Annotated in this window: 26 protein-coding genes and 1 rRNA gene; 10 read left to right on the forward strand and 17 right to left on the reverse strand. The window is 53.8% G+C overall.

Annotation, left to right across the window (positions count from 1 at the left end; translation table 11 throughout):
• Positions 1 to 67: ribosomal RNA gene (locus JG725_RS17435) — 16S ribosomal RNA — on the reverse strand; the annotation flags it as partial.
• A gap of 392 nt (positions 68 to 459) precedes the next feature.
• Positions 460 to 1,023, reverse strand: coding sequence for a D-glycero-beta-D-manno-heptose 1,7-bisphosphate 7-phosphatase (gmhB, locus tag JG725_RS17440; RefSeq protein ID WP_172291245.1), 564 nt, complete (start codon positions 1,021 to 1,023; stop codon positions 460 to 462).
• A 180-nt stretch (positions 1,024 to 1,203) separates the two neighbouring features.
• Between gmhB and metN the strand changes: the two genes are divergently transcribed.
• The 6 genes from metN to proS all read left to right on the forward strand — a co-directional run bounded on the left by metN (position 1,204) and on the right by proS (position 6,908).
• On the forward strand, positions 1,204 to 2,235 hold the full coding sequence (gene metN / locus JG725_RS17445; protein WP_172291244.1) for a methionine ABC transporter ATP-binding protein MetN: 1,032 nt from the start codon (positions 1,204 to 1,206) through the stop codon (positions 2,233 to 2,235).
• Positions 2,228 to 2,881, forward strand: a complete 654-nt coding sequence (locus JG725_RS17450) for a methionine ABC transporter permease MetI (protein ID WP_172291243.1) — start codon at positions 2,228 to 2,230, stop codon at positions 2,879 to 2,881. Before metN ends, JG725_RS17450 begins: the two co-directional genes overlap by 8 nt.
• A 63-nt stretch (positions 2,882 to 2,944) precedes the next feature.
• Complete coding sequence (locus JG725_RS17455; protein WP_172291242.1) at positions 2,945 to 3,760, forward strand: MetQ/NlpA family lipoprotein; 816 nt, start codon at positions 2,945 to 2,947, stop codon at positions 3,758 to 3,760.
• A gap of 117 nt (positions 3,761 to 3,877) precedes the next feature.
• A complete protein-coding gene (rcsF, locus tag JG725_RS17460; protein ID WP_199379158.1) occupies positions 3,878 to 4,291 on the forward strand; it encodes an Rcs stress response system protein RcsF in 414 nt (137 codons plus the stop codon).
• Positions 4,288 to 5,031, forward strand: a complete 744-nt coding sequence (gene tsaA / locus JG725_RS17465) for a tRNA (N6-threonylcarbamoyladenosine(37)-N6)-methyltransferase TrmO (protein WP_199379160.1) — start codon at positions 4,288 to 4,290, stop codon at positions 5,029 to 5,031. The genes rcsF and tsaA overlap by 4 nt, the downstream gene beginning before the upstream one ends.
• A 158-nt stretch (positions 5,032 to 5,189) precedes the next feature.
• The gene (gene proS, locus JG725_RS17470; RefSeq protein ID WP_172291239.1) at positions 5,190 to 6,908 is read left to right on the forward strand and encodes a proline--tRNA ligase; all 1,719 of its coding nucleotides are present in this window, start codon (positions 5,190 to 5,192) and stop codon (positions 6,906 to 6,908) included.
• Between the two features lie 103 nt (positions 6,909 to 7,011).
• Here proS and rpoS read toward each other — a convergent pair whose 3' ends face one another.
• The 7 genes from rpoS to ftsB all read right to left on the reverse strand — a co-directional run bounded on the left by rpoS (position 7,012) and on the right by ftsB (position 12,709).
• Positions 7,012 to 8,004 carry an RNA polymerase sigma factor RpoS gene (gene rpoS, locus JG725_RS17475; protein WP_172291238.1) on the reverse strand — a complete coding sequence of 331 codons (993 nt, stop codon included), beginning with the start codon at positions 8,002 to 8,004 and terminating at the stop codon, positions 7,012 to 7,014.
• 53 nt (positions 8,005 to 8,057) lie between these two features.
• Complete coding sequence (gene nlpD, locus JG725_RS17480; protein ID WP_172291251.1) at positions 8,058 to 9,065, reverse strand: murein hydrolase activator NlpD; 1,008 nt, start codon at positions 9,063 to 9,065, stop codon at positions 8,058 to 8,060.
• A 276-nt stretch (positions 9,066 to 9,341) separates the two neighbouring features.
• Entirely contained in the window at positions 9,342 to 9,968 is a 627-nt protein-coding gene (locus JG725_RS17485; protein WP_172291237.1) for a protein-L-isoaspartate(D-aspartate) O-methyltransferase, read from the reverse strand.
• Positions 9,969 to 10,095: 127 nt separating this feature from the next.
• A complete protein-coding gene (gene truD / locus JG725_RS17490) occupies positions 10,096 to 11,142 on the reverse strand; it encodes a tRNA pseudouridine(13) synthase TruD (protein ID WP_216660551.1) in 1,047 nt (348 codons plus the stop codon).
• Positions 11,143 to 11,144: 2 nt separating this feature from the next.
• Entirely contained in the window at positions 11,145 to 11,642 is a 498-nt protein-coding gene (gene ispF, locus JG725_RS17495; protein WP_172291236.1) for a 2-C-methyl-D-erythritol 2,4-cyclodiphosphate synthase, read from the reverse strand.
• Between the two features lie 20 nt (positions 11,643 to 11,662).
• Positions 11,663 to 12,379 carry a 2-C-methyl-D-erythritol 4-phosphate cytidylyltransferase gene (gene ispD, locus JG725_RS17500; RefSeq protein ID WP_172291235.1) on the reverse strand — a complete coding sequence of 239 codons (717 nt, stop codon included), beginning with the start codon at positions 12,377 to 12,379 and terminating at the stop codon, positions 11,663 to 11,665.
• Between the two features lie 3 nt (positions 12,380 to 12,382).
• Positions 12,383 to 12,709, reverse strand: a complete 327-nt coding sequence (ftsB, locus tag JG725_RS17505; protein ID WP_172291234.1) for a cell division protein FtsB — start codon at positions 12,707 to 12,709, stop codon at positions 12,383 to 12,385.
• 186 nt (positions 12,710 to 12,895) lie between these two features.
• Here ftsB and JG725_RS17510 point away from each other — a divergent pair, with 186 nt between their 5' ends.
• The 3 genes from JG725_RS17510 (at position 12,896) to JG725_RS17520 (ending at position 15,350) form a co-directional block, all read left to right on the forward strand.
• Entirely contained in the window at positions 12,896 to 13,666 is a 771-nt protein-coding gene (locus tag JG725_RS17510; protein ID WP_172291233.1) for a basic amino acid ABC transporter substrate-binding protein, read from the forward strand.
• Between the two features lie 210 nt (positions 13,667 to 13,876).
• Positions 13,877 to 14,641, forward strand: coding sequence for an amino acid ABC transporter permease (locus JG725_RS17515; protein ID WP_172291232.1), 765 nt, complete (start codon positions 13,877 to 13,879; stop codon positions 14,639 to 14,641).
• Positions 14,628 to 15,350 (forward strand): amino acid ABC transporter ATP-binding protein, encoded by a 723-nt coding sequence (locus JG725_RS17520; RefSeq protein WP_172291231.1) that lies wholly within the window; start codon positions 14,628 to 14,630, stop codon positions 15,348 to 15,350. The genes JG725_RS17515 and JG725_RS17520 overlap by 14 nt, the downstream gene beginning before the upstream one ends.
• Positions 15,351 to 15,413: 63 nt before the next feature.
• Here the strand turns inward: JG725_RS17520 and cysC are convergent, their stop codons facing one another.
• The 7 genes from cysC to cysJ form a co-directional block, all read right to left on the reverse strand.
• The gene (gene cysC, locus JG725_RS17525; RefSeq protein ID WP_172291230.1) at positions 15,414 to 16,037 is read right to left on the reverse strand and encodes an adenylyl-sulfate kinase; all 624 of its coding nucleotides are present in this window, start codon (positions 16,035 to 16,037) and stop codon (positions 15,414 to 15,416) included.
• Between the two features lies 1 nt (position 16,038).
• The gene (gene cysN / locus JG725_RS17530) at positions 16,039 to 17,481 is read right to left on the reverse strand and encodes a sulfate adenylyltransferase subunit CysN (protein WP_172291229.1); all 1,443 of its coding nucleotides are present in this window, start codon (positions 17,479 to 17,481) and stop codon (positions 16,039 to 16,041) included.
• Between the two features lie 11 nt (positions 17,482 to 17,492).
• Positions 17,493 to 18,401, reverse strand: a complete 909-nt coding sequence (gene cysD, locus JG725_RS17535; RefSeq protein WP_172291228.1) for a sulfate adenylyltransferase subunit CysD — start codon at positions 18,399 to 18,401, stop codon at positions 17,493 to 17,495.
• Positions 18,402 to 18,410: 9 nt separating this feature from the next.
• Complete coding sequence (cysG, locus tag JG725_RS17540) at positions 18,411 to 19,853, reverse strand: siroheme synthase CysG (protein WP_199379162.1); 1,443 nt, start codon at positions 19,851 to 19,853, stop codon at positions 18,411 to 18,413.
• Positions 19,854 to 19,992: 139 nt separating this feature from the next.
• A complete protein-coding gene (locus tag JG725_RS17545) occupies positions 19,993 to 20,727 on the reverse strand; it encodes a phosphoadenylyl-sulfate reductase (RefSeq protein ID WP_199379164.1) in 735 nt (244 codons plus the stop codon).
• Positions 20,728 to 20,739: 12 nt separating this feature from the next.
• Positions 20,740 to 22,491 carry an assimilatory sulfite reductase (NADPH) hemoprotein subunit gene (gene cysI / locus JG725_RS17550; RefSeq protein ID WP_199379166.1) on the reverse strand — a complete coding sequence of 584 codons (1,752 nt, stop codon included), beginning with the start codon at positions 22,489 to 22,491 and terminating at the stop codon, positions 20,740 to 20,742.
• Positions 22,491 to 24,323 carry an NADPH-dependent assimilatory sulfite reductase flavoprotein subunit gene (gene cysJ / locus JG725_RS17555; protein WP_199379168.1) on the reverse strand — a complete coding sequence of 611 codons (1,833 nt, stop codon included), beginning with the start codon at positions 24,321 to 24,323 and terminating at the stop codon, positions 22,491 to 22,493. Before cysJ ends, cysI begins: the two co-directional genes overlap by 1 nt.
• Before the next feature lie 416 nt (positions 24,324 to 24,739).
• Between cysJ and queD the strand changes: the two genes are divergently transcribed.
• Positions 24,740 to 25,102 (forward strand): 6-carboxytetrahydropterin synthase QueD, encoded by a 363-nt coding sequence (gene queD, locus JG725_RS17560; protein ID WP_172291223.1) that lies wholly within the window; start codon positions 24,740 to 24,742, stop codon positions 25,100 to 25,102.
• A gap of 64 nt (positions 25,103 to 25,166) precedes the next feature.
• Here queD and queE read toward each other — a convergent pair whose 3' ends face one another.
• On the reverse strand, positions 25,167 to 25,838 hold the full coding sequence (queE, locus tag JG725_RS17565) for a 7-carboxy-7-deazaguanine synthase QueE (protein WP_172291222.1): 672 nt from the start codon (positions 25,836 to 25,838) through the stop codon (positions 25,167 to 25,169).
• Positions 25,839 to 25,919 lie beyond the last annotated feature (81 nt).

The following is a 25,919-nucleotide window of genomic DNA, read 5'->3' on the forward strand; positions in this document are numbered from 1 at the left end:
GCTCGACTTGCATGTGTTAGGCCTGCCGCCAGCGTTCAATCTGAGCCATGATCAAACTCTTCAATTTAAGATTTGTTTGATTTGCTTCCACTCGGAAAGCGATGCTCAAAGAATTAATAACTGTTTATTCGTAATGAATTTACTGTCAGTCACTCTTCAAGACTTTTTATATCGTTTGCCGATATTGTCTTGTGAGTGCCCACACAGATTGTCTGATTAAATTGTTAAAGAGCAGTGCGCTGTGGCCTGAGCCGCTAACGCGAGGTGGCGTATATTACGCGTTCCTCTTGCAGAGTCAACGTTTATTTTAACCGTTTTCCCTTTCTTCTTCACCGGCCAGTATGTGATTTACTTCACAGCGCCGTGTCGATGGAGGCGCATTATAGGGGGCCGATTCAGAAGCGCAAGCAAATATCTCGAACTTTCTACTGTTTGCGCAACTTTCATTCATCTGGTCGATTAAATGCGCTTTTTTATCCACTGCGGTAATTCAGCCAGGCTATTGATAATGCCATCAGCCAGAGATTCCCCCAGTTCGGTTATCGGTTTGCCGGTACGCACCAGAATTTTTGTCCCTACGCCTGCGGCAACCGCGGCCTGCATATCTTCTACTTTATCGCCAACCATATAGGACGCGGCCATATCGATATTCAGATGACGCTGTGCGGAAAGCAGCATTCCGGGCTCGGGTTTTCGACAGTCACAAACCTGTCGATACTCTTCACTGCCTTGATCGGGATGATGCGGGCAGAAATAGATGCCATCCAAATCCACGCCACGATCGGCCAGAGACCAATCCATCCACTCCGTCAGTTGCATAAACTGATCTTCAGTAAACTTACCGCGGGCAATACCTGATTGATTGGTCACCAACACTAACGCGAACCCCATGTTTTTTAGTTCGCGCATGCCATCAATGACGCCCTCAATAAATTGGAATTGATCGATTTCATGTACATAACCATGATCGATATTGATCGTACCGTCACGATCAAGAAAAACTGCTGGAACACTTTGTGCCACTTACTTTGCTCCCGATGGCGTAAATTGTCGGTTAGTATCGCATGTTTTTATTGCCAGAGAGAATGTTCAGGTAATGACGATCCCAATTGACTCGGACGTCTAGACTCCCTAACATCCAACTACTATTTCTGATGGAATAAAATCGGATTTATCCAGCCATAGGCGCTTACAATAAAAAATATGATTGAACTTTCTAATATTACCAAGGTTTTCCAGCAAAACGGTCAAGCAATTACCGCCCTTGCGGATGTCAGCCTTCATGTTCCCGCCGGGCAAATCTATGGCGTCATCGGCGCATCAGGCGCAGGCAAAAGCACGCTGATTCGGTGCGTCAATTTACTGGAGCGCCCAACCGAAGGTTCGGTGCTGGTTGATGGACAGGAGCTGACTCAGCTTTCAGAAAGCCAGTTGACTCAGGCTCGTCGTCAGATCGGGATGATTTTTCAACATTTTAATTTGCTCTCCTCCCGCACGGTTTTTGGCAATATCGCCCTGCCGCTTGAACTTGATAACACCCCAAAAGCAGAGATTACGCGCCGGGTAAACGAATTACTGGATTTAGTCGATTTGTCAGACAAGCACGACGCTTATCCAGCCAACCTGTCCGGCGGACAAAAGCAGCGGGTGGCTATCGCCCGGGCATTGGCCAGTAATCCAAAAGTTTTATTATGCGACGAAGCAACCAGCGCACTGGATCCCGCGACAACCCGCTCCATTCTGGCGTTACTCAAAGATATCAACCGCCGGCTGAATCTGACGATTCTATTGATCACTCACGAAATGGATGTGGTAAAGCGCATTTGCGATCAGGTTGCGGTAATCAGCGGCGGACGTCTGATTGAGCAGGACACGGTAGGACAACTATTTTCGCATCCCAAAACCCCCTTGGCGCAGAAATTCATTCAGTCAACGCTGCATCTGGACATCCCCGACGACTATGTTGCCCGTCTGACGCCGACGCAGCGGGAAGGCAGCGTGCCGTTGTTGCGTATGGAATTCACCGGCCAGTCCGTGGATGCCCCGCTGCTGTCTGAAGTCGCCCGGCGTTTCAACATCAATAACAATATTATCAGCGCGCAAATGGATTACGCCGGCGGCGTTAAATTCGGCATCATGCTGGCGGAAATGCACGGGCAGGAAGCGGATACGTCGGCGGCGATACAATTTCTACAGGATCACCATACAAATGTTGAGGTGTTAGGTTATGTCTGAAGCCATGATGTGGCTAATGGCCCGCGGCGTGTGGGAAACCGTGGCAATGACATTGGTTTCCGGCTTTTTTGGTTTTGTACTGGGTTTGCCGGTCGGCGTGCTGCTTTACACCACCCGGCCGGGGCAAATTATCGCCAACCCTAAACTTTACCGGAGTCTTTCCGCCCTGGTGAATATTTTCCGCTCCATACCTTTTATTATTCTGCTGGTCTGGATGATCCCCTTTACCCGCATCATCGTCGGCACATCCATCGGTCTGCAAGCGGCGATCGTTCCGCTCACCGTCGGCGCCGCGCCTTTTATCGCCCGCATGGTCGAGAACGCCCTGCTGGAAATTCCAACCGGCCTGATTGAAGCGTCGCGAGCGATGGGCGCCACCCCCATGCAAATCATCAGGAAAATACTGTTGCCGGAAGCGCTGCCGGGCCTGATTAATGCCGCAACCATCACGCTTATCACGCTGGTAGGCTATTCTGCTATGGGCGGAGCCGTTGGCGCCGGGGGCTTAGGTCAAATTGGTTATCAGTATGGTTATATTGGTTATAACGCGACGGTCATGAATACGGTATTAATATTGCTGGTTATTCTGGTTTATCTGATTCAATTCTGCGGCGATCGGATAGTAAAAGCCGTCACGCATAAGTAAGCGTTAAAACATGCATGGGCTGTCTACGCCCATGCCATAAAGACTTTATATAGGGGTAAGGATATGGCGATTAAATTGAAATCCATTGCGACCATCGGCGCATTGATCGGCGCGCTGGCGTTGGCGGGATGTGGTCAGGAAGAGAAAGATCCGAATCATATTAAAGTGGGCGTCATCGTTGGCGCGGAGCAACAAGTCGCCGAAGTGGCTCAAAAAGTTGCAAAAGATAAATACGGTTTGGATGTTGAGTTAGTCACGTTTAATGATTATGTGCTGCCCAATGAAGCATTGAGCAAAGGCGATATCGATCTGAATGCTTTCCAGCACAAACCTTATCTGGATCAACAAATTAAAGATCGTGGTTATAAGTTGGTCTCCGTTGGCAACAGCTTCGTTTACCCCATTGCCGGTTATTCAAAGAAAATAAACGCGCTGGATGAGTTGCAGGATGGCGCTCAGGTCGCGCTGCCAAACGATCCGACCAATCTGGGCCGCTCTTTGCTGCTGCTGCAAAAAGTCGGGCTGATTAAACTGAAAGACAATGTCGGCCTGTTACCGACTGTTCTGGATGTGACTGAAAATCCCAAAAATCTTAAGCTGGTCGAGTTGGAAGCACCGCAGTTGCCACGCTCACTGGATGATGCGCAGATCGCATTGGCTATCATCAACACCACTTATGCCAGCCAAATTAACCTGACGCCCACCAAAGATGGTTTATTTGTCGAAGAAAAAGATTCTCCTTATGTGAATCTGCTGGTTTCACGCGAAGATAATAAAGACGCTGAAAATGTGAAAAAATTCGTTCAGGCTTATCAATCAGATGAAGTGAACGAGGCGGCCAACAAAATCTTTAACGGCGGTGCGGTTAAAGGCTGGTAAGTTCGTTATTATCACTTTTGTAAAATATATCACTGAGACGGGCTACGGCCCGTCTTGTTATTTGTGCAATAGCTTGCTTCAATATCCGCTCTTTAAAGAAAAAGCAGAGGAAATTTTATGCGCGCTCTACCTCTTATGCTGTTGGCAATATCGCTGACAGGATGTTCCCTATTGCAGAAGTCCCCGGCTCCCGAGCCTCAACAGCCCGTCAATGAATCAAAAAACGAGCTGGTTACCAAACCCAAGCCGGTTCCTCGTCCTGCAACGCCCGCAGTATTATATAAAAGCGCTGAAGAACTGGTGGGCAAACCGTTCCGCGATATGGGCGAAGTCTCCGGCTCATCTTGTCAGGTAAGCGCTCAGGACGCGCCGCCAAACCTGGCCAATGCCCGTAAAAGAATGCAGAATCGCGCATCCGCCATGAAAGCCAACGCCGTTCTGCTTCATGAATGCCAGATTATCAGCGAAGTCGCCGGCTGCTATCGTCAGGCCGTCTGTCAGGGCACGGCATTGAAAGTTTCTGCTCAATGAGCCAATTTGTTTTCAATCAGATCGGTGTTATCCGCTCGCCCTATAAAGAAAAATTCGCCATTCCGCGGCAGCCGGGGCTGATTGAAGACGGTGGAGGCGAACTTCGGTTATTACCGCCCTATAATCAGGTGGAATGTGTGCGCGGGCTCGCTGAATTCAGCCATATTTGGATCCTGTTCATTTTCCATCAAACGATGGAAAGCGGCTGGCGTCCCACCGTTCGTCCTCCCCGATTAGGCGGGAATGCGCGCATGGGCGTTTTTGCCACACGTTCGACTTTCCGGCCCAATCCCGTCGGCATGTCGTTGGTTGAGCTGAAAAAGATCCATGCCAAAGGAAACGCGGTAACGCTGGAACTGGGAAGCCTCGACCTTGTCGACGGAACGCCAGTTATTGATATCAAGCCCTATCTGCCCTTTGCCGAAAGTCAGCCTCACGCACTGGCTGGTTTTGCACAGTCGCCCCCACGCGCCGAAATGGCGGTGGTTTTCTCCTCTTTGGCGGAACAGCAAATGATCGGATATCAGGAAAAATATCCCCATTTAAGACGTTTCATTACCCAGGTTTTGGCTCAGGATCCGCGCCCGGCTTATCGCAAAGACGAGGATATCGAGCGGGAATATGCCGTTTCACTGCTGGAATTCAATGTGCGCTGGCGGGTGTCTGCGCAACGCACCGAAGTGTTATGTCTCGAAACAATCGCTGCTCGAAAGCCGGCAGCCAGGGATAACCCGCCATAAAAAACGTTTTTTAACCGCGCTTACGACGCCTGCGGCCATAAAATTCTTCTGACTCTCTTTTGACGAACGGCCCACACTGATAAACTAAGCCACTTTTTATGTCTTCGGCTGCACCGCAGCTTGATGCCATTTTTCGTTCTGACGGAACTTAAAACACCATGCGTACTAGCCAATATCTGCTCTCCACCCTGAAGGAGACGCCTGCCGATGCGGAAGTTATCAGCCATCAGCTGATGCTCCGGGCCGGAATGATCCGCAAACTGGCCTCCGGCCTTTATACCTGGTTGCCAACGGGCTTACGGGTTCTGAAAAAAGTTGAAGCCATCGTGCGTGAAGAAATGAACAACGCCGGCGCGATCGAAGTGTCGATGCCCGTCGTTCAACCCGCGGATCTTTGGGTGGAAAGCGGTCGTTGGGAAGAATACGGCCCGGAGCTGCTACGCTTTGTCGATCGCGGAGAACGCCCATTCGTACTCGGTCCAACGCATGAAGAAGTCATCACCGATTTGATTCGTAATGAAATCAGTTCATATAAACAATTGCCGTTGAATTTTTTCCAGATTCAAACCAAATTCCGTGATGAAGTCCGGCCTCGCTTCGGCGTGATGCGCTCCCGCGAGTTCCTGATGAAAGACGCCTACTCTTTCCATACTTCACAGGAATCATTGCAGGCGACATACGATGCGATGTACGCCGCTTACAGTAAGATATTCAGCCGTATGGATCTGGATTTCAGAGCCGTTCAGGCTGATACCGGCTCTATCGGCGGTAATGCTTCCCATGAATTCCAGGTGCTGGCGGCCAGCGGTGAAGACGATATCGTTTTCTCTACCGGTTCCGACTATGCCGCGAATATTGAATTGGCAGAGGCCGTTGCTCCACAGTTAGGCCGTGCTGAAGCAACCGAAGAACTTCGTCTGGTTGATACGCCGAATGCCAAAACCATCGCTGAACTGGTGGAGCAATTCAAACTGCCGGTTGAGAAAACGGTGAAAACGCTGTTGGTGAAAGCGACGGAGGAGAGCGGTCATAAACTGGTTGCTTTGCTGGTACGCGGCGATCATGAGCTGAATGAAGTCAAAGCTGAAAAACTCGCCATGGTCGCCAGTCCGCTGACATTTGCCACGGAAGAAGAGATCCGGGCGATGGTGGGCGCAGGCCCAGGTTCATTAGGGCCGGTTAATTTACCGATCCCCGTCGTGATTGACCGCACCGTTGCGGCAATCAGTGATTTTGGCGCCGGCGCCAATATTGATGGCAAGCACTATTTCGGCATCAACTGGGGACGTGATGTCGCTCTGCCGCTGGTTGCGGATATTCGCAACGTTGTGGAGGGAGATACCAGCCCGGATGGAAAAGGCACGCTGCAAATTAAACGCGGTATTGAAGTCGGCCATATTTTCCAATTAGGCAGCAAATATTCTGAGGCCCTGAAAGCCACGGTGCAGGGAGAAGACGGGCGTAACCAGACGCTGCTGATGGGCTGCTATGGCATCGGCGTCACCCGTGTCGTGGCCGCCGCCATTGAGCAAAACCACGATGACCGCGGCATTATCTGGCCTGATGCTATCGCCCCTTTCCACGTGGCGATTTTGCCGATGAACATGCACAAATCTTTCCGCGTGAAAGAAGTCGCTGAAGATATCTATCAGCAATTACGGGCAAAAGGTATCGAAGTGCTGCTGGATGATCGAAAAGAGCGTCCGGGCGTGATGTTTGCCGATATGGAGTTGATTGGCGTGCCGCACACCATCGTGATCGGCGACCGTAATCTGGACAATGAAGAGATTGAATATAAAAACCGCCGCGGCGGTGAAAAGCAAATGATTAAAACCAGCGAAATCATCGATTTTCTGCTGACAAATATTGTTCGCTAAGTTTCACGTCGTCAGGCCTTTCCTTCGGGAAGGGCCAAAAAAGTAATAAAAAAAATGGTGGGTTTCCCCACCATTTTTTTTCGCCAGCATCTTGCGGCAGAAATTACTCACGGAACAGCTCTTCAATATCCAGCCCTTGCACCTGCAAGATCTCCCGCAGACGACGCAGGCCTTCTACCTGAATCTGCCGGACACGTTCACGCGTCAGTCCGATTTCCCGTCCGACATCTTCCAATGTCGCGGCTTCGTATCCCAACAGACCAAAACGACGAGCCAGCACTTCACGCTGCTTAGCGTTCAGTTCAAACAACCACTTAACGATATTCTGCTTCATATCGTTATCTTGAGTGGTGTTTTCCGGACCGTTGTCTTTTTCATCCGCCAGGATATCCAACAGCGCTTTTTCCGAATCTCCGCCCAGCGGGGTATCAACGGAAGTGATGCGCTCATTCAGACGCAGCATACGATTAACATCATCAACCGGCTTATCGAGCTGTTCGGCAATTTCTTCCGCGCTCGGCTCATGATCCAGTTTATGAGAAAGTTCGCGTGCTGTACGCAGGTAGACATTCAGCTCTTTAACGATATGGATTGGCAAGCGGATAGTCCGGGTTTGGTTCATAATTGCCCGTTCTATCGTCTGCCGGATCCACCATGTGGCGTAAGTTGAAAAGCGGAACCCTTTTTCCGGATCAAATTTTTCAACTGCGCGGATCAGACCAAGATTTCCCTCTTCGATCAGATCCAACAACGCCAGCCCCCGATTGTTGTAACGGCGGGCAATTTTTACCACCAGACGCAAGTTACTCTCAATCATCCGACGGCGCGACGGGGTATCGCCACGCAACGCGCGTCGGGCAAAATAAACCTCTTCTTCAGCGGTTAAAAGCGGTGAGTAGCCAATTTCTCCCAGATAGAGTTGTGTCGCGTCTAAAACACGCTGTGGGATCCCTTGCGCTAATAACTCTTCGTCAGTCGAGTCATTATCACTGGTTTCTTCCTCTGCCAGCGCTTTGTCGTCAAAAACGTCAAGTCCATTCTCTTCGAAATCAGCATCTTCATGTAACTCGTTAACTTTCAGCGTGCTTTGGCTCATAAGTGGCTCCTACCCGTGATCCCATGGCAGAATACCGAGATACTCTGCCCGATTTATCGCTGCGGAAGAAAACGCAGCGGGTTTACGGATTTCCCCTTGTAACGAATTTCAAAATGCAAACGAACTGAACTGGTACCGGTACTACCCATGGTAGCTATTTTCTGCCCCGCCGTGACCTCTTGTTGCTCCCGGACCAGCATATTTTCGTTATGGGCGTAGGCACTAAGGTAGTCATCATTATGCTTGATGATTATCAGATTACCGTAACCTCGCAGAGCGTTGCCGGCATATACCACACGCCCGCTGGCGGTAGCAATGATGGATTGCCCACGTGAGCCGGCGATATCAATCCCTTTATTTCCCCCTTCAGCTGCGGAGAAACTATCTATGACTTTCCCTTCGGTGGGCCAACGCCAACTGCCGACAGCAGCCGTATTGCTGCTGGCGACAGCCGCTGGTGCGGTAACAGGAACGGTTGCTGCTGCTCCTGTCGTAGGTAACATTTTACCTACATTCTGTTCACCCGAATTACCAGAATACGCGTTAGTTGACTGAGAATCAACCTGCGTAGTTTGTATTTGGTTACTGGAAGGCGGAACAGGCACACCGCTGGTGGTTGCATCCGTCGCCGCCAGCATACCCCCTCCGCTGCTTAAACCTCCGCCAGCGCCATTACCCAGACTCAAGGTCTGACCGACATTCAGGCTGTAAGGCTCTGGAATATTGTTCCGCTGGGCAAGATCCCGATAATCGTTGCCGGTAATCCAGGCGATATAAAACAGGGTATCGCCCCGTTTGACGGTATAAGTGCTGCCGCCGCCGTAGCTTCCTTTCGGAATAGTGCCATAGCTGCGGTTGTAAACGATTCGGCCATCGCGAGTGGTAACCGGTTCACCCGATGTCGTTACCTGTGATGGGGGAGCAGACAATATTCCGCTTCTGCTACTGCCCGTATTTCCGCCAACGCTGCTGATCGGCGCGGATTGGGAGTTATGGTTAGAACATCCCGCCAGCCCTAAGATAACAACCGTACAAGCAGCAATCTGACGCAAATTCATCATTCGGCTCCCCATGCGCCTTACTCCCCTATAACTATAAAATTCGGTAATAAATTCAGACATTTGTGTCTCTTATCCATTATCGCGCATCTGAGATCGGGCGTTTTGTTCGTCAATCAGAACGAGAAAGATCGCCATGTCTTCATCACTGGCGCATAAGCAAAACCGGAGAGACAAAAATCATTATCTGATGCTAGCAATATCAGTAAGTTCGCACCATACAACAGTTGTATTAAAATCTTAACTTCCTAACAACAAAACCAACGCATCGCAACCGTATCAGGCTAATTCGCCTTTGACCAGCGGAACAAACCGAACTGCTTCAACTGTTTGGATAATAAACTCTCCCGCATGATGCTGCACCACCTGCAACATTTGCGACCGATCGCCCACCGGCAACACCATCACCCCGCCTTCATCCAATTGATCCAGCAACGCCTGAGGAATTTCCGGCGGCGCCGCCGTCACGATAATGGCGTCAAACGGCCCGCGCGACGCCCAACCCTGCCAGCCGTCGCCGTGGCGGGTGGAGACGTTGTGCAAATCAAGCTGTTTAAGACGACGCTTGGCCTGCCACTGGAGTCCTTTAATACGCTCAACGGAGCAGACATGCTTGACTAAATGCGCCAGAATCGCCGTTTGGTAGCCCGAGCCGGTGCCAATTTCCAATACGCGGGAAACCGGTGTTAAACACAATAACTCCGTCATTTTCGCCACCATATAAGGCTGCGAAATCGTCTGACCGGAGCCTATCGGCAGCGCGGTATTTTCATACGCTTTATGCTCGAAAGCTTCATCAACAAAGCGTTCCCTGGGTACGGCTTCTATCGCCTGTAGCAGACGCTCATCCTGTATTCCTTGCTGACGCAACTGCGTCAGCAACGTTTGCATGCGTTTGTTCACCATTCCCCGCTAACCTCAGTTTTGGTTAACCTTGTCGTCAATACACTCTGTTTCCCGCATAGGGTCAAACTTGCCGCCGCCGTCATCATTATTGCTGCCATTCGATCAATAAAAAATAAACCGCAGCACATCAGACAATACGATCCGTATCGGGCTGCTGGTTCAGTATTTCACGCACCACGCTGGTGGCGAAACTCCCTGCGGGCAACCAGAATTTCAGTTCAAGCGTCACATCATCCTGCCAATCCCAGCGCATATGCTGCGGATACAGCAATATGGCGCGCCGGGCAGGTTCAACCCGCTCACGCTGCAATAAAGACAGCAACGTTTCCTGTCCGATAAGGCATTCCTGTTCAAAAACCAGCGCGGCTTCCCGCGTGCCTAACGCGCCGTCACCCGGCAGGGGCGCGGTGACCTGAAGCCCGCCCGCATCCAGCCGCGCCTGCAAATCAGCCAACTCATCCGCCGTGGCGACAAACCAGCTGCCGCGGCCGGTCAATTGCAATGCATCGCCGCACATCGCGGTTTTCGCCCGCTGTTGCGCCAGCCGGGTACTGGCGACCAGATTAAACAACGCGCTGCGGCTGGCGGAAAGATAAAAACTGCGTTTATTGCGCTCTTTAACCCGGATGTCGTTGTTGGCCCACAGACGAGCCTGCTCAAGGTTATTTCCGTCCCGGCCGAATCGCTGGCTGCCGAAGTAATTAGGCACGCCGTGCCGAGCGATTTGTTGCAAACGGGCATCGACCGCCGCCCGATCGCTTATTTGACGCAAGATCAGCGTAAAGTCATTACCCTGCAATGTGCCAATACGCAATTTACGGCGATGACGCGCCGATTCAAGCACCTCGCAGCCTTCCAGTTCGAATGCCGTTAAATCAGGGGTTTGTTTACCGGGAAGATGGAGGCAAAACCACTGTTCCGTGACGGCATGGCGATCTTTCAGGCCGGCATAGCTCACCGCCCGCTGCGGTATGCGGACGAATTTCGCCAGCGCCTCCGCCACAAATTGCGTATTGCAGCCGCGCTTACGGATACGCACCAGCAGGTGCTCGCCCTCGCCGTCCGGCTGAAATCCTAAATCTTCTACGACCACGAAATCTTCGGCAGTGGATTTCAGCACGCCCGACGCCGGCGGCTTGCCATGCAGCCAGGTCAGCGATTCACTGTTTATCATGTCTACCATGCGACGATTTCACCGGCTTCATTTTTCACCAACAACGCGACGGCCTCACAGGCGATGCCTTCGCCACGGCCGGTAAACCCGAGCTGTTCGGTGGTCGTGGCTTTTACGTTCACGTCATCCATGTGGCTTTGCAAATCTTCCGCCAGATTGACCCGCATCTGCGGGACATGAGGCGCCATTTTAGGCGCCTGCGCGATAATCGTGACATCCAGATTGCCCAGCCGATAACCTTTTTCGTTGATACGACGCCATGCTTCACGCAGTAAACCGCGGCTGTCGGCGCCTTTAAATGCCGGATCGGTATCGGGGAACAGCTTGCCGATGTCGCCCAGCGCGGCGGCCCCTAGCAGAGCATCCGTCACCGCATGCAACACGACATCGCCATCAGAGTGGGCCAGCAGCCCCTGAGTATAAGGAATTCGCACACCACCGATCACCAGCGGACCTTCTCCACCAAATTTATGAACATCAAAACCGTGACCGATACGCATCGAGCCTTCTCCTTATCGTTTTATCCAGTAGAATAATTGTGGTGCAAATTGGTTAAATAGAATTCAGCCAGCGCCAAATCTTCCGGACGGGTTATTTTAATGTTATCAGCGCGCCCACTGACAATTTGTGGATGATAACCACAATACTCCAGCGCGGAAGCTTCATCAGTTATGATAGCGCCTTCATGCAAAGCCTGCTGCAAACAGGTTTTCAGCAATGCCAATGGAAACAGCTGCGGCGTCAGGGCATGCCACAGTTCGCCGCGGTCCACCGTATGCGCTATCACCGTTCCCGCGCCGCGTTTCATGGTATCACGAACCGGGGTCGCCAGAATTCCGCCGACATCACTCTGCGCGGTAATACTCAACAACCGTTCAAGATCGTCTGGATGCAGACAAGGCCGCGCCGCGTCATGCACCAGCACCCATTTTGCATCAGCGATCGTCTGTAGCCCCGCCAGGACCGAATCCGCGCGCTGACTGCCGCCGTTCACCACGCTGACGCGAGGATCGCCGGCAATAGGCAAGGCGTGAAAGCAACGATCGTCCGGGCTGACGACGACGATCGCGCGGCTAATTCGGGGATGAGACAATAATGCGGCGACGGCATGTTCAAGAATGGTTTTATGACCGATGGTCAAATATTGTTTAGGCCGGTCGCTTTGCATTCTGCTGCCGTTACCGGCGGCAGGTAAGACGGCAACGACCTCTGGCGGGGAAACAATCTGTTTTAGCATGGGTTAGTGTGATGTATTGTTAGGTAACGATGGCGGGGAAGTTGCAGTACGATTCCCGGATTCCGGAACCAGACGATAAAAGCTTTCACCGGGCTTAATCATGCCCAGTTCATTGCGCGCACGCTCTTCAATCGCTTCCTGCCCGCCATTCAGGTCATCAATTTCCGCGAACAGTTGTTCATTGCGGGCTTTCAGCTTGGCATTGTTCCCCTGCTGGACAACAACATCATCTTTAACCCGCACATAATCATGAATACCATTCTTACCCAGCCACAGTGAATACTGAAGCCAGCCAAGTATTATCAATAATAACAGCGTAAGTTTTCCCATCCCGCCCCCTGAAAAGCCGCCTAATCATCCCACAACTTTCGTTCCGACTCCATACTGTCTGGCTCCAGACGATAAGATTCGCGCTGTCATGCACCTCAACATTGAACCCTTGCCGCAATCTGTGTATTTTTATGCAGCCAAAGTGCATAAAAAAAGAAAAAATTTAACTTTACACCGGGAGATACCATGAATAAACGACTGTTACTGATTGGCGCCATGTTCGCCGCAGCCCTGTCCAGTATAGCGATTGCCGCAGAACCCACCTATGTTGTAGGCTCCGGAGGGACTTATCGTCCGTTTGAATTTGAAAACGCGCAAAAAGAGTTGGAAGGTTTCGACATCGATATCATTAAAGCCGTTGCCAAAGCGGAAAATTTTAATATCAAACTGATTAATACGCCGTGGGAGGGGATCTTCGCCACCCTGAACTCCGGCGATCGCGACATTATTATCTCCGGGATTACCATCACCGATAAGCGTAAGCAAATGGTTGATTTCTCTTCACCTTACTTCCCGGCGGAGCAGGCTATCGTGGTGCCTAAAGGTTCTACGGTCGACTCTATTGCGGCATTAAAAAATCACAAAGTCGGCGTGGTCAACTCAAGCACCGGCGACGTGGTGGTTTCTGACGTACTGGGGAAAAACAGCACGGCGATTAAACGTTTTGATAATACCCCGTTAATGTTGCAGGAGTTGTATGAAGATGGCATCGGCGCCGCCGTTGGCGATGTTGGTGTGGTGAAGTTTTACATTAAAACCCATCCTGAAAAACAATTTAATCTGGTTTCCGATGCAAAATTCGAACGCCAATATTTCGGTATTGCCGTTGCCAAAGGCAATGATCAACTCCGCGATAAGATTAATGCCGGTCTGAAAAAAATTATTGCGGACGGAACCTACGCCAGCATCTATCAAACCTGGTTTGACAGTCAGGTGCCGGTTCTGCCTGCCGAGTAATCGGTACTCAGGCGCACCGCGCATCATTGCTGCTTAGCATTAATCGGCAGGGGAAATGATCCTTCCGGTTTCAATAACAGCGTACCGGTCGCTTAGGGCTGATTTCAGCAGTATGCTGAGGGTGGCTTATGGCGGCTTTATCGAGTATTTCAGTGCTTAACCGGCTGGTATGCCGTATCACGCAAGTCAATTCAGTAAAGGAAATCTATCTTGACGGGATTTCGTTGGGAGATCATTCAGGAATACGCGCCGTTGTTTACGCAAGGTGCCTGGATGACCATCAAATGCACCTTTATTTGCGTTATTCTCGGCACCTGCTGGGGATTAACGCTTGGCCTGGGTCGTCTGGCGCAAGCGCCACATGGCCCGTGGAAGTACATTTTGCACTATGGCGTACAATGGCCGGTGCGTATCTATATCAGCGCATTCCGCGGCACGCCGCTATTCGTACAAATCATGGTGGTGCATTTCGCGCTGGTGCCCTTATTCATTAACCCGCGCGATGGCCTGCTGGTCACCAGCAACATAATGTCCGTCGATTTCGCCCGTACATTACGTTCAGACTATGGCGCTTTTCTCTCCTGTATCGTGGCGATAACCCTGAATGCCGGCGCCTACGTGTCGGAGATTTTCCGCGCGGGGATTCAGTCAATCGATCGCGGTCAAATGGAAGCTTCCCGCTCGCTGGGGATGAGCTACGGCCGTACCATGCGTAAAGTGATACTGCCGCAGGCGTTCCGTCGCATGCTGCCGCCACTGGGCAATAACGCCATCGCGATTGTGAAAGACTCCTCGCTGGCCTCGGCGATAGGCCTGGCCGATCTGGCCTATGCCGCCCGAACGGTGTCCGGCGCCTACGCCACTTATTGGGAACCCTATCTGACGATTTCCGTCGTCTACTGGGTGATTACTTTCCTGCTTTCACTGCTGGTGCGGCACCTGGAAATGAGGTTCGGTAAAAGTGATTCACGTTAATAATCTGCAAAAACAGTTTGGCGATACCCATGTCCTGCGCGGTATTTCCTGTGAGATCGCCCCTCAGGAGGTGATTTGCATGATTGGCCCGTCCGGTTCGGGAAAAAGCACGTTCCTGCGCTGCATCAACGCCCTGGAAACGCTGTCAGGCGGGGAGATCACGGTCAACGGTTTCGCCATTCACGATCAAAAAACCGATTTAAACCGCATGCGGGAAAGCGTCGGCATGGTATTCCAGCGGTTCAATCTGTTTCCTCACATGACCGTGCTGGAAAACCTGATTATGGCGCCCATGGGCGTAAAGAAATTATCCAAGGCACAGGCCGTCGAACGCGCTGAGGCATTGCTGCAAAAAGTCGGTTTGCTGGATAAAATCGACGCCTGGCCAAACAGTCTGTCCGGGGGGCAACAGCAGCGGGTCGCGATTGCGCGGGCATTGGCGATGGAGCCGGCCATCATGCTGTTTGATGAACCGACGTCGGCGCTGGATCCGGAATTGGTGGGTGAAGTGCTGGCGGTCATGAAAACGCTGGCGCAGGAAGGCATGACCATGGTCATCGTGACGCATGAGATGGCTTTCGCCAGGGACGTCGCCGATCGGGTGATTTTTATCGATCAGGGAATTATTCAGGAACAGGGTAAACCCGAGGATATTTTTACTCACCCCAGCAATCCGAGAACGCAGGCATTCTTGAGTAAAGTGCTTTAACCCGCGAGGATTGAAACGGATGCCAGCCCTGTTTCCCACGGGCTGGCGGCATTGACGGAGAGGTCAGAGAGTGATAATTGCCCGCTGGTTCAGCAGCGCCAACAGTCGGCTGGTCAGATTCTCCACCCCTTGTTCGCCGTCCAGATGAATATCCGGCGCATCCGGCGCTTCATACGCCGAATCAATGCCGGTGAAGTTGCGCAGTTCTCCCGCCCGGGCTTTTTTGTATAACCCTTTCGGATCGCGGGCTTCGCAGGTGGCTAAAGGCGTATCGACAAACACCTCGATAAACTGCCCTTCGGCCAGCAGATCCCGCACCATTTGACGTTCCGCGCGATGAGGCGAGATAAACGCCGTCAGCACCACCAGACCGGCATCGACCATCAATTTAGCCACTTCGCCGACGCGGCGGATATTCTCCCGCCGATCGGCATCGGTAAAGCCTAAATCGCGGCACAGACCGTGGCGTACGTTATCGCCATCCAGCAGATAGGTGCTGACGCCATACTGATGCAACGCCTGCTCCAGCGCGCCGGCCAGCGTCGATTTCCCCGAACCGGACAGTCCGGTAAACCAGACCACCACGCCCTGATGCCCATGCAAACGCTCGCGCTCTTTGCGTGACACAGCGTGCGGATGCCAGACCACATTTTCATCGGCGGCTGAGGATGGATGGCGTTGAGTCACGTTACTTCCCTCCCAGCAGGTCGCGGGCGCCCCAATGCGGGAAATGGCGGCGAATCAGCGCATTCAGTTCCAGTTCAAACGCGCCGTAAGCGCCTGGCTCCTGATAGGTCTGTTCAATGACTTCGCGTACCAGTCCGGCGCCCACGGTGACGTTGCTCAGGCGATCGATAAAGATCATGCCGCCGGTAACGTGGTGGTGCTGATAATTGTCCAGCGCCAGCGGTTCATCAAAGGTCAGTTCAACCAGTCCGATTCCGTTCAGCGGCAGATTTTCCGTCACCCGTTGCGTCAGGGAATTGATGTCAACCTGATACTGGATATTCTCCACGCGGGCGCGGGTTTTCTTGCCGCCGATCTTGATGTCATAACTCTGCCCCGGCACCAGCGGCTGTTCCGCCATCCACACCACGTCAACCAGCGCATTGCGCACGGCTTTCAGGGTTTCGGTGTTTTCAACCAGCAGATCGCCGCGGCTGATATCGATCTCATCGGCCAGCACCAGCGTGATGGCTTCGCCGGCCTGCGCCTGTTGCAGGTCGCCATCAAAGGTGACAATCCGGCTGACGGTGGACTCGACGCCCGACGGCAACACTTTCACTCGCTGCCCCACACGGACGATGCCGGACGCCAGCGTACCGGCATAGCCGCGGAAATCGAGATTGGGGCGGTTCACATACTGCACCGGAAAACGCATCGGCAGTTTGAGGCTGCGCTGCGCCACATTGACGGTTTCCAGTACATCCAGCAGCGTTGGGCCGCTGTACCAGCTCATGGCGCTGCTCGGCGTGGCGACGTTGTCTCCATCCAGCGCGGAGATAGGCACAAAGGTGATATTCAGATCGGCGGGCAACTGCCGGGCGAAATCCAGATAGTCCTGCTTGAACTGCTCAAATACCGTTTGCTGATAATCCACCAAATCCATCTTATTGACGGCCACCACCAGATGGCGGATGCCCAGCAGCGTCGCAATGAAACTATGGCGGCGCGTCTGATCCAGTACGCCTTTACGCGCATCGATCAGCAGGATCGCCAGTTCACAGGTCGACGCCCCGGTCGCCATATTACGGGTGTACTGCTCATGCCCCGGCGTATCGGCGATAATAAATTTGCGTTTCTCGGTGGAAAAATAGCGGTAAGCCACATCGATAGTGATGCCCTGCTCGCGCTCCGCCTGTAAGCCGTCCACCAGCAAAGCCAGATCCAGTTTCTCGCCCTGCGTGCCCAGCCGTTTGCTGTCGCTGTGCAACGTGGTGAGCTGATCTTCATAAATCTGGCGGGTATCGTGCAGCAAACGGCCAATCAGCGTACTTTTTCCATCGTCGACGCTGCCGCAGGTCAAAAAACGCAGCAGCGTTTTGTCCTGCTGAGCATGCAGATAGGCTTCAACGCCCCCCTGCTCGGCAATCTGTTTGGCAATCACACTCTCGTTTACAACCTGGCTCATTCGACGACTCCTCAGAAATACCCTTGACGCTTTTTCAGTTCCATTGAACCGGCCTGATCGCGGTCGATCATCCGTCCCTGACGTTCGCTGGTAGTGGAAATCAACATCTCCTCGATGATTTCCGGCAGCGTTTTGGCGTTTGATTCGACGGCGCCGGTAAGCGGCCAGCAGCCCAGAGTACGGAAACGCACCATGCGTTGTTCAATCACTTCGCCCGGTTGCAGATCGATACGATCGTCATCCACCATCAGCAACATGCCGTCCCGTTCAAGCACCGGACGCATCGCCGCCAGATACAGCGGCACGATATCGATATTTTCCAGATAGATGTACTGCCAAATATCCAGCTCAGTCCAGTTCGACAACGGGAATACGCGGATGCTTTCTCCCTTGTTGATCTGGCCGTTGTAGTTATGCCATAGCTCCGGGCGCTGGTTTTTGGGATCCCAGCGGTGGAAGCGGTCGCGGAACGAATAAATACGCTCTTTGGCGCGGGATTTTTCCTCATCGCGGCGGGCGCCGCCGAATGCGGCGTCAAAGCCGTATTTATCCAGCGCCTGCTTCAACCCTTCGGTTTTCATGATATCGGTATGCTTGGCGCTGCCGTGGATGAACGGATTAATGCCCAGCGCTTCCCCCTGTGGGTTGCGGTGAACCAGCAGCTCACAGCCATAGGCTTGTGCCGTCCGATCGCGAAACTGGTACATTTCACGAAATTTCCAGCCGGTATCCACATGCAGCAACGGGAACGGCAGCGATCCGGGGAAAAATGCCTTACGCGCCAGATGCAGCATGACCGAGGAATCTTTACCGATGGAATACATCATCACCGGATTGCCGAACTCCGCCGCAACCTCGCGGATGATATGAATACTCTCGGCTTCTAACTGCCGTAAATGCGTGAGTCGTTTCTCGTCCATAACCATTCCTTAAGCCAAATTCACTACCGCCGGCCGGCCGTCTTGCCGCGCCGTCAGCGTTTGCCGACCAAACCAGGCGATTTGGTGGTGTAAATTCACCACTTCGCCAATCACCAGCAAGGCCGGTGTCGGCGCCTGATGGGCCAATTGTTCCAACTGTTGCAGCGTGCCGATCAGTACCTGCTGATCGTGCCGGGTTCCCCGGCCGATCACCGCCACCGGCGTTTCGGCCGCGCGACCGTGGGCGATCAATTGTTGAGCGATATCGGCCGCTTTTACCGTTCCCATATAAATCGCCAGCGTCTGACGGCCGCGCGCCAGCGTCGCCCACTCCAGCGCCTGACCGTCGGGCCGGCAATGACCGGTGATAAACACCGCGCTCTGGGCGTAATCCCGGTGCGTCAACGGTATGCCGGCGTAAGCCGTGGCGCCGGCGGCGGCGGTAATCCCCGGCACCACCTGAAAGGCGATACCGGCCTGCGCCACCTGCTGCAATTCCTCGCCGCCACGGCCAAAAATAAACGGATCGCCCCCTTTCAGGCGCACCACCCGTTTACCTTGCCGCGCCAGGGCGATCAGCATGCGGTTGGTCTCTTCCTGCGGCACGGAATGCGCGCCCGCGCGTTTGCCGACGCAAATGCGTTCGGCATCCCGGCGCACCAGTTCCAGCACCTCGTCGCTGACCAGATGGTCATACAACACCACATCCGCCTGCTGAATAACCTGTAAACCGCGCAGCGTCAGCAAGCCGGCATCGCCGGGCCCGGCGCCGACCAGCGTCACCTCGCCCCGCTCCGCCAGCGGCTGCTGTTGCTCATGCTGTTGTTGTTCAAGCTGCCGTTGCAGTTCCGTTTCCGCCTGCGATACTTGCCCGGCGGCCACCAGACTGGCGAAACGCCCGGAAAAAAGGCGCTCCCAGAACCGGCGGCGACCGCTCATCGTATGCACATGTTGCTTGATACGCTCGCGCCAGCCGCCGGCCAGTTGAGCCATCGTCCCCAGGCTGGCCGGCAGCAGAGCTTCCAGTTTTTCACGCAGCAACCGCGCCAGCACCGGCGCCTGGCCGCTGGAAGAGATCGCCACCATCAGCGGGGAACGGTCGACAATTGAGGGGAAAATAAACGAGCACTTCGGCTGGTCGTCAACCACGTTCACCAGCAAATGCCGCTGATTAGCGGCCTCGGAGACGGCGGCATTCAGCTCGGCGTCATCCGTCGCCGCGATAACCAGAAACACGCCCGACAGCAACTCAGGCGTAAAACGCTGCGCCAGCCAGTGGATCTGGCCGGCCTGATGCCGCTCGGCCAAATGCTCCGACAGCGACTGTGCGACCACCTTTACCTCGGCACCCGCACGTTGCAGCAGATCGATTTTGCGGGTGGCGACATCGCCACCGCCAACCACCAGCACCGGACGATGTCGAAGGTCGGCGAATAAAGGTAGATAGTTCACAAATGCCTTAACAAATATCAAAAAGTGATAAAGCGACTATACGGTGAGCAAGGAACACTTATGAAATGCCAAATTGGAATGACAAGTTCCGTAATGGAATAACACCAGAAAAAACCGGGCAACCGCCCGGTTTCACCGTTCACCCTTCGTGCAGGCCGCATTCGCGCTTCAGACCGAAAAAGCGGGTTTCTTCTTCGCTCATGCCGGGTTCCCACTTACGGGTGGTATGCGTGTCGCCCACCGACAAATAGCCCTGATCCCACAGCGGGTGGTAGCTCAGATCGTTTTGTTTCAGGTACTGGTATACCTGCCGGTTATCCCAGTCGATAATCGGCAGAAGCTTGAATACGCCGCGCTGTACCGCGAGCACCGGCAGATGACCGCGGCTGCCGGACTGCTCGCGCCGCAGACCGGCAAACCAGGTTTGCGCCTTGAGTTCGCTTAAGGCCCGGTTCATCGGCTCGACCTTGTTCATCTGGTTGTACTGTTCGATGCCTTCAACGCCCTGTTCCCACAGTTTGCCGTAGCGCGCTTCCTGCCAGGCTGGCGACAATAAGGCGCGGTAAACCTTAAGGTTCAGCTTCAGCCGATCGGTCAAGGCGTCAATAAACTGATAGGTTTCCGGGAAGAGATAGCCGGTATCCGTCAGGATCACCGGAATATCCGGCCGCTGCTGCGTCACCAGATGCAAAGAGACGGCGGCCTGAATGCCGAAACTGGAAGACAGTACATATTCCCCCGGCAGATTTTCCAGCGCCCAGACGACTCGCTCCTGCGCCGACAGCGCTTCCAGCCGCTGGTTAACCGCCGCCAGTTCGGCCGCCTGCTCCGCTTTCGGTAAGGCGTTGAGCGCCTCAAGATTAAGCTCAGACATCAGGGTCTCCTGTCAGTCATAGAAATCACGGGCGGGATCCAGCACCGGTTTAATGATGTTGGCGCGAATGGTGAAATCGCCAAAGCCTTCATTCTCGTTGCGCTCTTTTGCCCAGCGCCCGACAAGCTGGTCGATTTCACTGAGGATTTCCGCCTCGGTGATATTCTCGCGGTACATACGCGGGATCCGCGTACCCGCGCGGTTGCCGCCCAGATGCAGGTTGTAACGCCCGATGGCTTTCCCCACCAGCCCGATTTCCGCCAGCAGCGCCCGGCCGCAGCCATTGGGGCACCCGGTGACGCGCAGAATAATGTGCTCGTCGCCCACGCCGTGCCGCTGCATGATATCTTCAACCCTGGTCACGAACTCCGGCAGGAAACGTTCCGCTTCCGCCATCGCCAGCGGACAGGTCGGGTAGGACACGCAGGCCATGGAATTTTTGCGCTGTTCCGTCACCCCGTCGTCAATCAGCCCATGCTCCCGCGCCAGCGCCTCGATCTTCGCCTTACTGCGCGCAGGCACGCCGGCGATAATCAGATTCTGGTTCGCCGTCAGCCGGAAATCGCCCTTATGTATTTTAGCAATTTCCGCCAGACCGGTTTTCAACGGCCGACCGGGATAGTCCAGAATACGGCCGTTTTCGATAAACAGCGTCAGATGCCATTTATTGTCGATGCCTTTTACCCAGCCGATGCGATCGCCACGCCCGGTGAATTCATAGGGACGCACGGCTTCAAACTTCACGCCGGCGCGTCTTTCCACTTCCTGCTTGAACGTCTCGACGCCCACCCGCTCCAGCGTGTACTTGGTTTTCGCGTTCTTGCGGTTGGTGCGATTGCCCCAGTCACGCTGTGTCGTCACCACCGCTTCGGCAATCGCCAGCGTCTGTTCCACCGGAATATAGCCCAGTTCGCTGGCGGTGCGCGCATAGGTCGCTTTATCGCCGTGGGCGATCGACAGCCCGCCGCCCACCAGCACATTGAATCCCACCAGCCGGCCGTTGTCGGCGATGGCGACAAAGTTGAGATCGTTGGCATGCAGATCAACATCGTTCTGCGGCGGGATCACCACGGTGGTTTTAAACTTACGCGGCAGATAGGTGGCGCCCAGAATCGGTTCTTCATCCGTGGTGGCGACTTTCTCCTGATCCAGCCAGATTTCGGCATAGGCGCGCGTACGCGGCAGCAGATGTTCGGAAATCTTTTTCGCCCAGTCATACGCCTGCTGATGCAACTCGGATTCGATCGGATTCGACGTACACATCACGTTACGGTTAACGTCGTTGGCCGTCGCCAGCGAATCCAGACCCAGACTATTCAGCAACTGGTGCGCGGGTTTTACATTGGGTTTAAGAATGCCGTGAAACTGGAACGTCTGACGGTTGGTCAGGCGGATGCTGCCGTACAGCGTGCTTTCGGCGGCAAACCTATCGATACCCAGCCATTGCGCGGGCGTGATGACGCCGCCCGGCAAGCGGCAGCGCAGCATCATGGCATGGCGCGGCTCCAGTTTCTGTTCGGCGCGTTCGGCGCGGATATCGCGATCGTCCTGCTGATACATGCCATGAAAACGGATCAGCAAAAAGTTATCGCCATTGAAACCGCCGGTCAGGCCGTCCTGCAAATCCTCGGCGATGGTGCCGCGCAGAAAGTTGCTTTCCTGCTTAAGACGTTCGGCATCAGCGAGTTTCCCTTCCACCACCAACGGGCCGGGATGCTTTTCACCTACAGCCTGTTTTTTATCTAAAAATAGCTTTTCGCTCATTAATACACATCTCGCTGATAACGGCGCTCAAGGCGCAGATCACTTAAAAATTCGTCGGCCTGCTCGGTATCCATGTCACCGTGCTCGGCCACCACGTCCAGCAACGCCTGCTCGACATCTTTCGCCATGCGGTTGGCATCGCCGCAAACATAAAGATGCGCGCCATCCTGAAGCCAGCGCCAGACTTCCGCGCCTTTTTCACGCAGTTTGTCCTGTACGTAAATTTTGTGCGCCTGATCGCGCGACCAGGCCAGATCGATATGGGTCAACAAGCCATCCTTAACATAGCGCTGCCATTCAACCTGATAGAGAAAATCTTCGGTAAAGTGCGGATTGCCGAAGAACAACCAGTTCTTGCCGCCGGCGCCCTCCGCCTCCCGCTGTTGCATAAAAGCGCGAAATGGCGCGATACCGGTGCCCGGCCCGATCATGATGACCGGCGTTTCCGGGTCGGGGGGCAGCCGGAAATTATCGTTATGTTCGATAAATACCCGGATTTCATCATCTTCATTCAGGCGGTCGGCCAGGTAGCCGGAGGCGCCGCCGCTGCGGGCCCGTCCGTCAATGTCATAGCGCACCACGCCGACGGTGATATGCACTTCGCTTTCCACTTCCGCCTGAGAAGAGGCAATGGAATATAAACGGGGCGTCAGCGGGCGCAGCAGATCCGTCAACTGCTCAGCCGTCAGTTCGACGGGCGCCTGCCGCACCATATCCACCAGCGGTGTACGCTGGGCGAACTGCTGCAACGCCGGCTTATCGCTCACCAGCGCCAGCAGGGTTTCATCCCGCGACAGAGCGGCATATTTTTCAACAATCGGCGCCGTGTTCTGGGTCAGTTCAAAGTGGCTTTTCAGCGCCTGCGACAGCGGCAGGGTTTTTCCATCTACCGTCACCGGCTCATCGCCTTTCAGCCACAGCAGTTCAAGCAATTCCGCAACCAGGGCGGGATCGTTGTCAAACCACACGCCAAGCGCATCGCCCGGCTGGTAGCGCAGACCGGAATCGCCGAGATCGATTTCAATATGACGCACATCTTTTTCCGAATTACGGCCGGTGATTTTCTGATTGACGGAAAACAGCGCCGATAACGGCGATTCCTTGCTGTAAGGACTGCTGGTAATCTCGTCCAGCGCGCCACGGGTGCTGGCCTGTACCGCCGCCTCACTCTGTGCCGGCAGACGCGCCTGCAAAATATCCACGATCTGACGCCGCCACTGCTCCGCAGCCGCCTGATAATCCACGTCGGCATCAACGCGATCCAGCAGCCGTTCCGCACCCAGCTCGGCAAGGCGGTTATCAAAATCCTTGCCCGCCTTGCTGAAAAACTCGTATGAGGTATCGCCCAGACCCAATACGGCGAACGCGGTCTCTTTCAACGATGGCGCTTTTTTGGAGAGCAGGAATTTATGCAATGCCACGGCTTCTTCCGGCGGTTCGCCTTCACCCTGCGTCGAGGTCACAATCAACAGCAGTTTTTCCTGACCGATTTGTTTGAATTTATAATCGCCGGCATTCACCAGACTGACCGTCAGTTTGGCGTTCAACAGGTCGTCCCGCAGTTGCTCGGCAACCCGACGGGCATTGCCGGTTTGAGAGGCGGAAATCAGGGTGATGCCGGGTACTGACGCCGGAACCGCCGACGATGACGCGACGCCGGCGGCGCCTGCCACGATGCCCGATTGCCCGCCGGGCTGTTGCAACAGCCCCCAAAAATAACCGGACAACCAGGCAAGCTGCGTGGGTGAAAAATCACCGGTTGCCGCCTGTAAACGCGTTAATTGCTCCGCACTCAACGGGAGCAACGAAGTCGGAGAAACCGGAGTTGTCATGGTGATCTCTATTTCCTTGTGCTTGTGACCGGGCTAATACAAATTCATGCAGTAAAAAGATGAATGGAACATAAGGGTAACCACCTGCATCTTAACAATTAAAGAAACGATGGAAATATTAAATAACCAAAATGACTAAGTGGTTTTTCTGATAATCCTTATTGATTAAAGTGTTATAGCTAGAGATAATTAAATAACTTATTGAATTATAAATAGAATAATACGGATGGATATTCGCAGTGACGACGAACCCGCTTCGCGGAGCGTCTCTGCCGGCGATACATAGCTTACCGATGCACTTTCCGGTAGTATGCGACGGTTTTTTGAATACTATTTTTGAAAACCGTTTTTTTGAAAACTATTTTTGAATAGCGGTTTGTTGAAAGCTATTTATTGCAAAGAAATGAGAGCCCGACATGGCAACCACACTATTTAAAGATTTTCAGTTTGAAGCCGCTCACCGTCTGCCCCACGTTCCGGCAGGGCATAAATGCGGACGCCTGCATGGGCATTCCTTTATGGTTCGGCTGGAAATTACCGGCGATGTTGATCCCCATACCGGTTGGGTGATGGATTTTGCCGAATTAAAAGCGGCGTTTAAACCGACCTGGGAAAGGCTGGATCACCACTATCTGAATGATATTCCCGGTCTGGAGAATCCGACCAGCGAAGTGCTGGCCCACTGGATCTGGCAACAGGTGAAACCGTCATTGCCCGAACTGAGCGCGGTAATGGTAAAAGAGACCTGCACCGCGGGCTGTATCTATAAAGGCGAGTAAGCGCCGTCCAACGACATCTTCTCTTCAGACGGCGCGAACGGTTTCCTCTTCGCGCCGTTCGCCGTCAGGCAATATTCAAATATTTATGCGTTTGCATGGAAAGCCGCCAGTTACGGGCAATACAGACGGCAATGCACAATTTGGTCGCGTCTTCTTTCTGGCTGATCGGCTGTAGCGCCACAATACGCGGTTTATCATCCGTGAGCCGGGCCAGCAATTCATCCAGCGCGTCGATGTCACGTTCCCGGGCAACCGGGTGTTTAATCTCATCCGCCCGCTGCAAAGCCTGATCGATAACCGCCATGCCGCCGCGCATATTCACCTTGGGGGAGACCGTCACCCAGGTTTTTGGCGAACAGCGCACCTCATGGGTGCCGCTGGTTTCTATCTGACAGCTAAATCCCTGTTTTTCCAGCAACAGCGTCAGCGGAGCCAGATCGTGGATACAGGGTTCGCCTCCGGTGATCACAATATGCCGCGCGGTATAGCCTTCGCGTTCAATCATCGCTACCACATCCCCGGCGCTGGCGGCGCCCCAGCCATCGCTTTCCCGCGTTTTCACCAGTACCTGATCCAGCGGGATCTCCCGCTCGGCCAGTTTGTCCCAGGTATGTTTGGTATCGCACCAGCTACAGCCGACCGGACACCCTTGCAGGCGCACAAATACCGCCGGCACGCCGGTAAAATAGCCTTCGCCCTGCAACGTCTGGAACATTTCATTAATCGGGTACTGCATGGTTTTCACTATACCTGTTACTTAAAAACGCATTATCGCAGATAGCCGGCGACACGCCAAACCCGCCGCAGCGGCTACCGT

Source organism: Brenneria sp. L3-3C-1 (assembly GCF_016456245.1).
Classification (GTDB): domain Bacteria; phylum Pseudomonadota; class Gammaproteobacteria; order Enterobacterales; family Enterobacteriaceae; genus Brenneria.

Coding starts and splice junctions, on each gene's coding strand:
- metN (WP_172291244.1), top strand. CDS start 1,204: ATGATTGAACTTTCTAATATTACCAAGGTTTTCCAGCAAAACGGTCAA.
- JG725_RS17450 (WP_172291243.1), top strand. CDS start 2,228: ATGTCTGAAGCCATGATGTGGCTAATGGCCCGCGGCGTGTGGGAAACC.
- JG725_RS17455 (WP_172291242.1), top strand. CDS start 2,945: ATGGCGATTAAATTGAAATCCATTGCGACCATCGGCGCATTGATCGGC.
- rcsF (WP_199379158.1), top strand. CDS start 3,878: ATGCGCGCTCTACCTCTTATGCTGTTGGCAATATCGCTGACAGGATGT.
- tsaA (WP_199379160.1), top strand. CDS start 4,288: ATGAGCCAATTTGTTTTCAATCAGATCGGTGTTATCCGCTCGCCCTAT.
- proS (WP_172291239.1), top strand. CDS start 5,190: ATGCGTACTAGCCAATATCTGCTCTCCACCCTGAAGGAGACGCCTGCC.
- rpoS (WP_172291238.1), bottom strand. CDS start 8,004: ATGAGCCAAAGCACGCTGAAAGTTAACGAGTTACATGAAGATGCTGAT.
- nlpD (WP_172291251.1), bottom strand. CDS start 9,065: ATGATGAATTTGCGTCAGATTGCTGCTTGTACGGTTGTTATCTTAGGG.
- JG725_RS17485 (WP_172291237.1), bottom strand. CDS start 9,968: ATGGTGAACAAACGCATGCAAACGTTGCTGACGCAGTTGCGTCAGCAA.
- truD (WP_216660551.1), bottom strand. CDS start 11,142: ATGATAAACAGTGAATCGCTGACCTGGCTGCATGGCAAGCCGCCGGCG.
- ispF (WP_172291236.1), bottom strand. CDS start 11,642: ATGCGTATCGGTCACGGTTTTGATGTTCATAAATTTGGTGGAGAAGGT.
- ispD (WP_172291235.1), bottom strand. CDS start 12,379: ATGCTAAAACAGATTGTTTCCCCGCCAGAGGTCGTTGCCGTCTTACCT.
- ftsB (WP_172291234.1), bottom strand. CDS start 12,709: ATGGGAAAACTTACGCTGTTATTATTGATAATACTTGGCTGGCTTCAG.
- JG725_RS17510 (WP_172291233.1), top strand. CDS start 12,896: ATGAATAAACGACTGTTACTGATTGGCGCCATGTTCGCCGCAGCCCTG.
- cysN (WP_172291229.1), bottom strand. CDS start 17,481: ATGAGCCAGGTTGTAAACGAGAGTGTGATTGCCAAACAGATTGCCGAG.
- cysD (WP_172291228.1), bottom strand. CDS start 18,401: ATGGACGAGAAACGACTCACGCATTTACGGCAGTTAGAAGCCGAGAGT.
- JG725_RS17545 (WP_199379164.1), bottom strand. CDS start 20,727: ATGTCTGAGCTTAATCTTGAGGCGCTCAACGCCTTACCGAAAGCGGAG.
- cysI (WP_199379166.1), bottom strand. CDS start 22,491: ATGAGCGAAAAGCTATTTTTAGATAAAAAACAGGCTGTAGGTGAAAAG.
- cysJ (WP_199379168.1), bottom strand. CDS start 24,323: ATGACAACTCCGGTTTCTCCGACTTCGTTGCTCCCGTTGAGTGCGGAG.
- queD (WP_172291223.1), top strand. CDS start 24,740: ATGGCAACCACACTATTTAAAGATTTTCAGTTTGAAGCCGCTCACCGT.
- queE (WP_172291222.1), bottom strand. CDS start 25,838: ATGCAGTACCCGATTAATGAAATGTTCCAGACGTTGCAGGGCGAAGGC.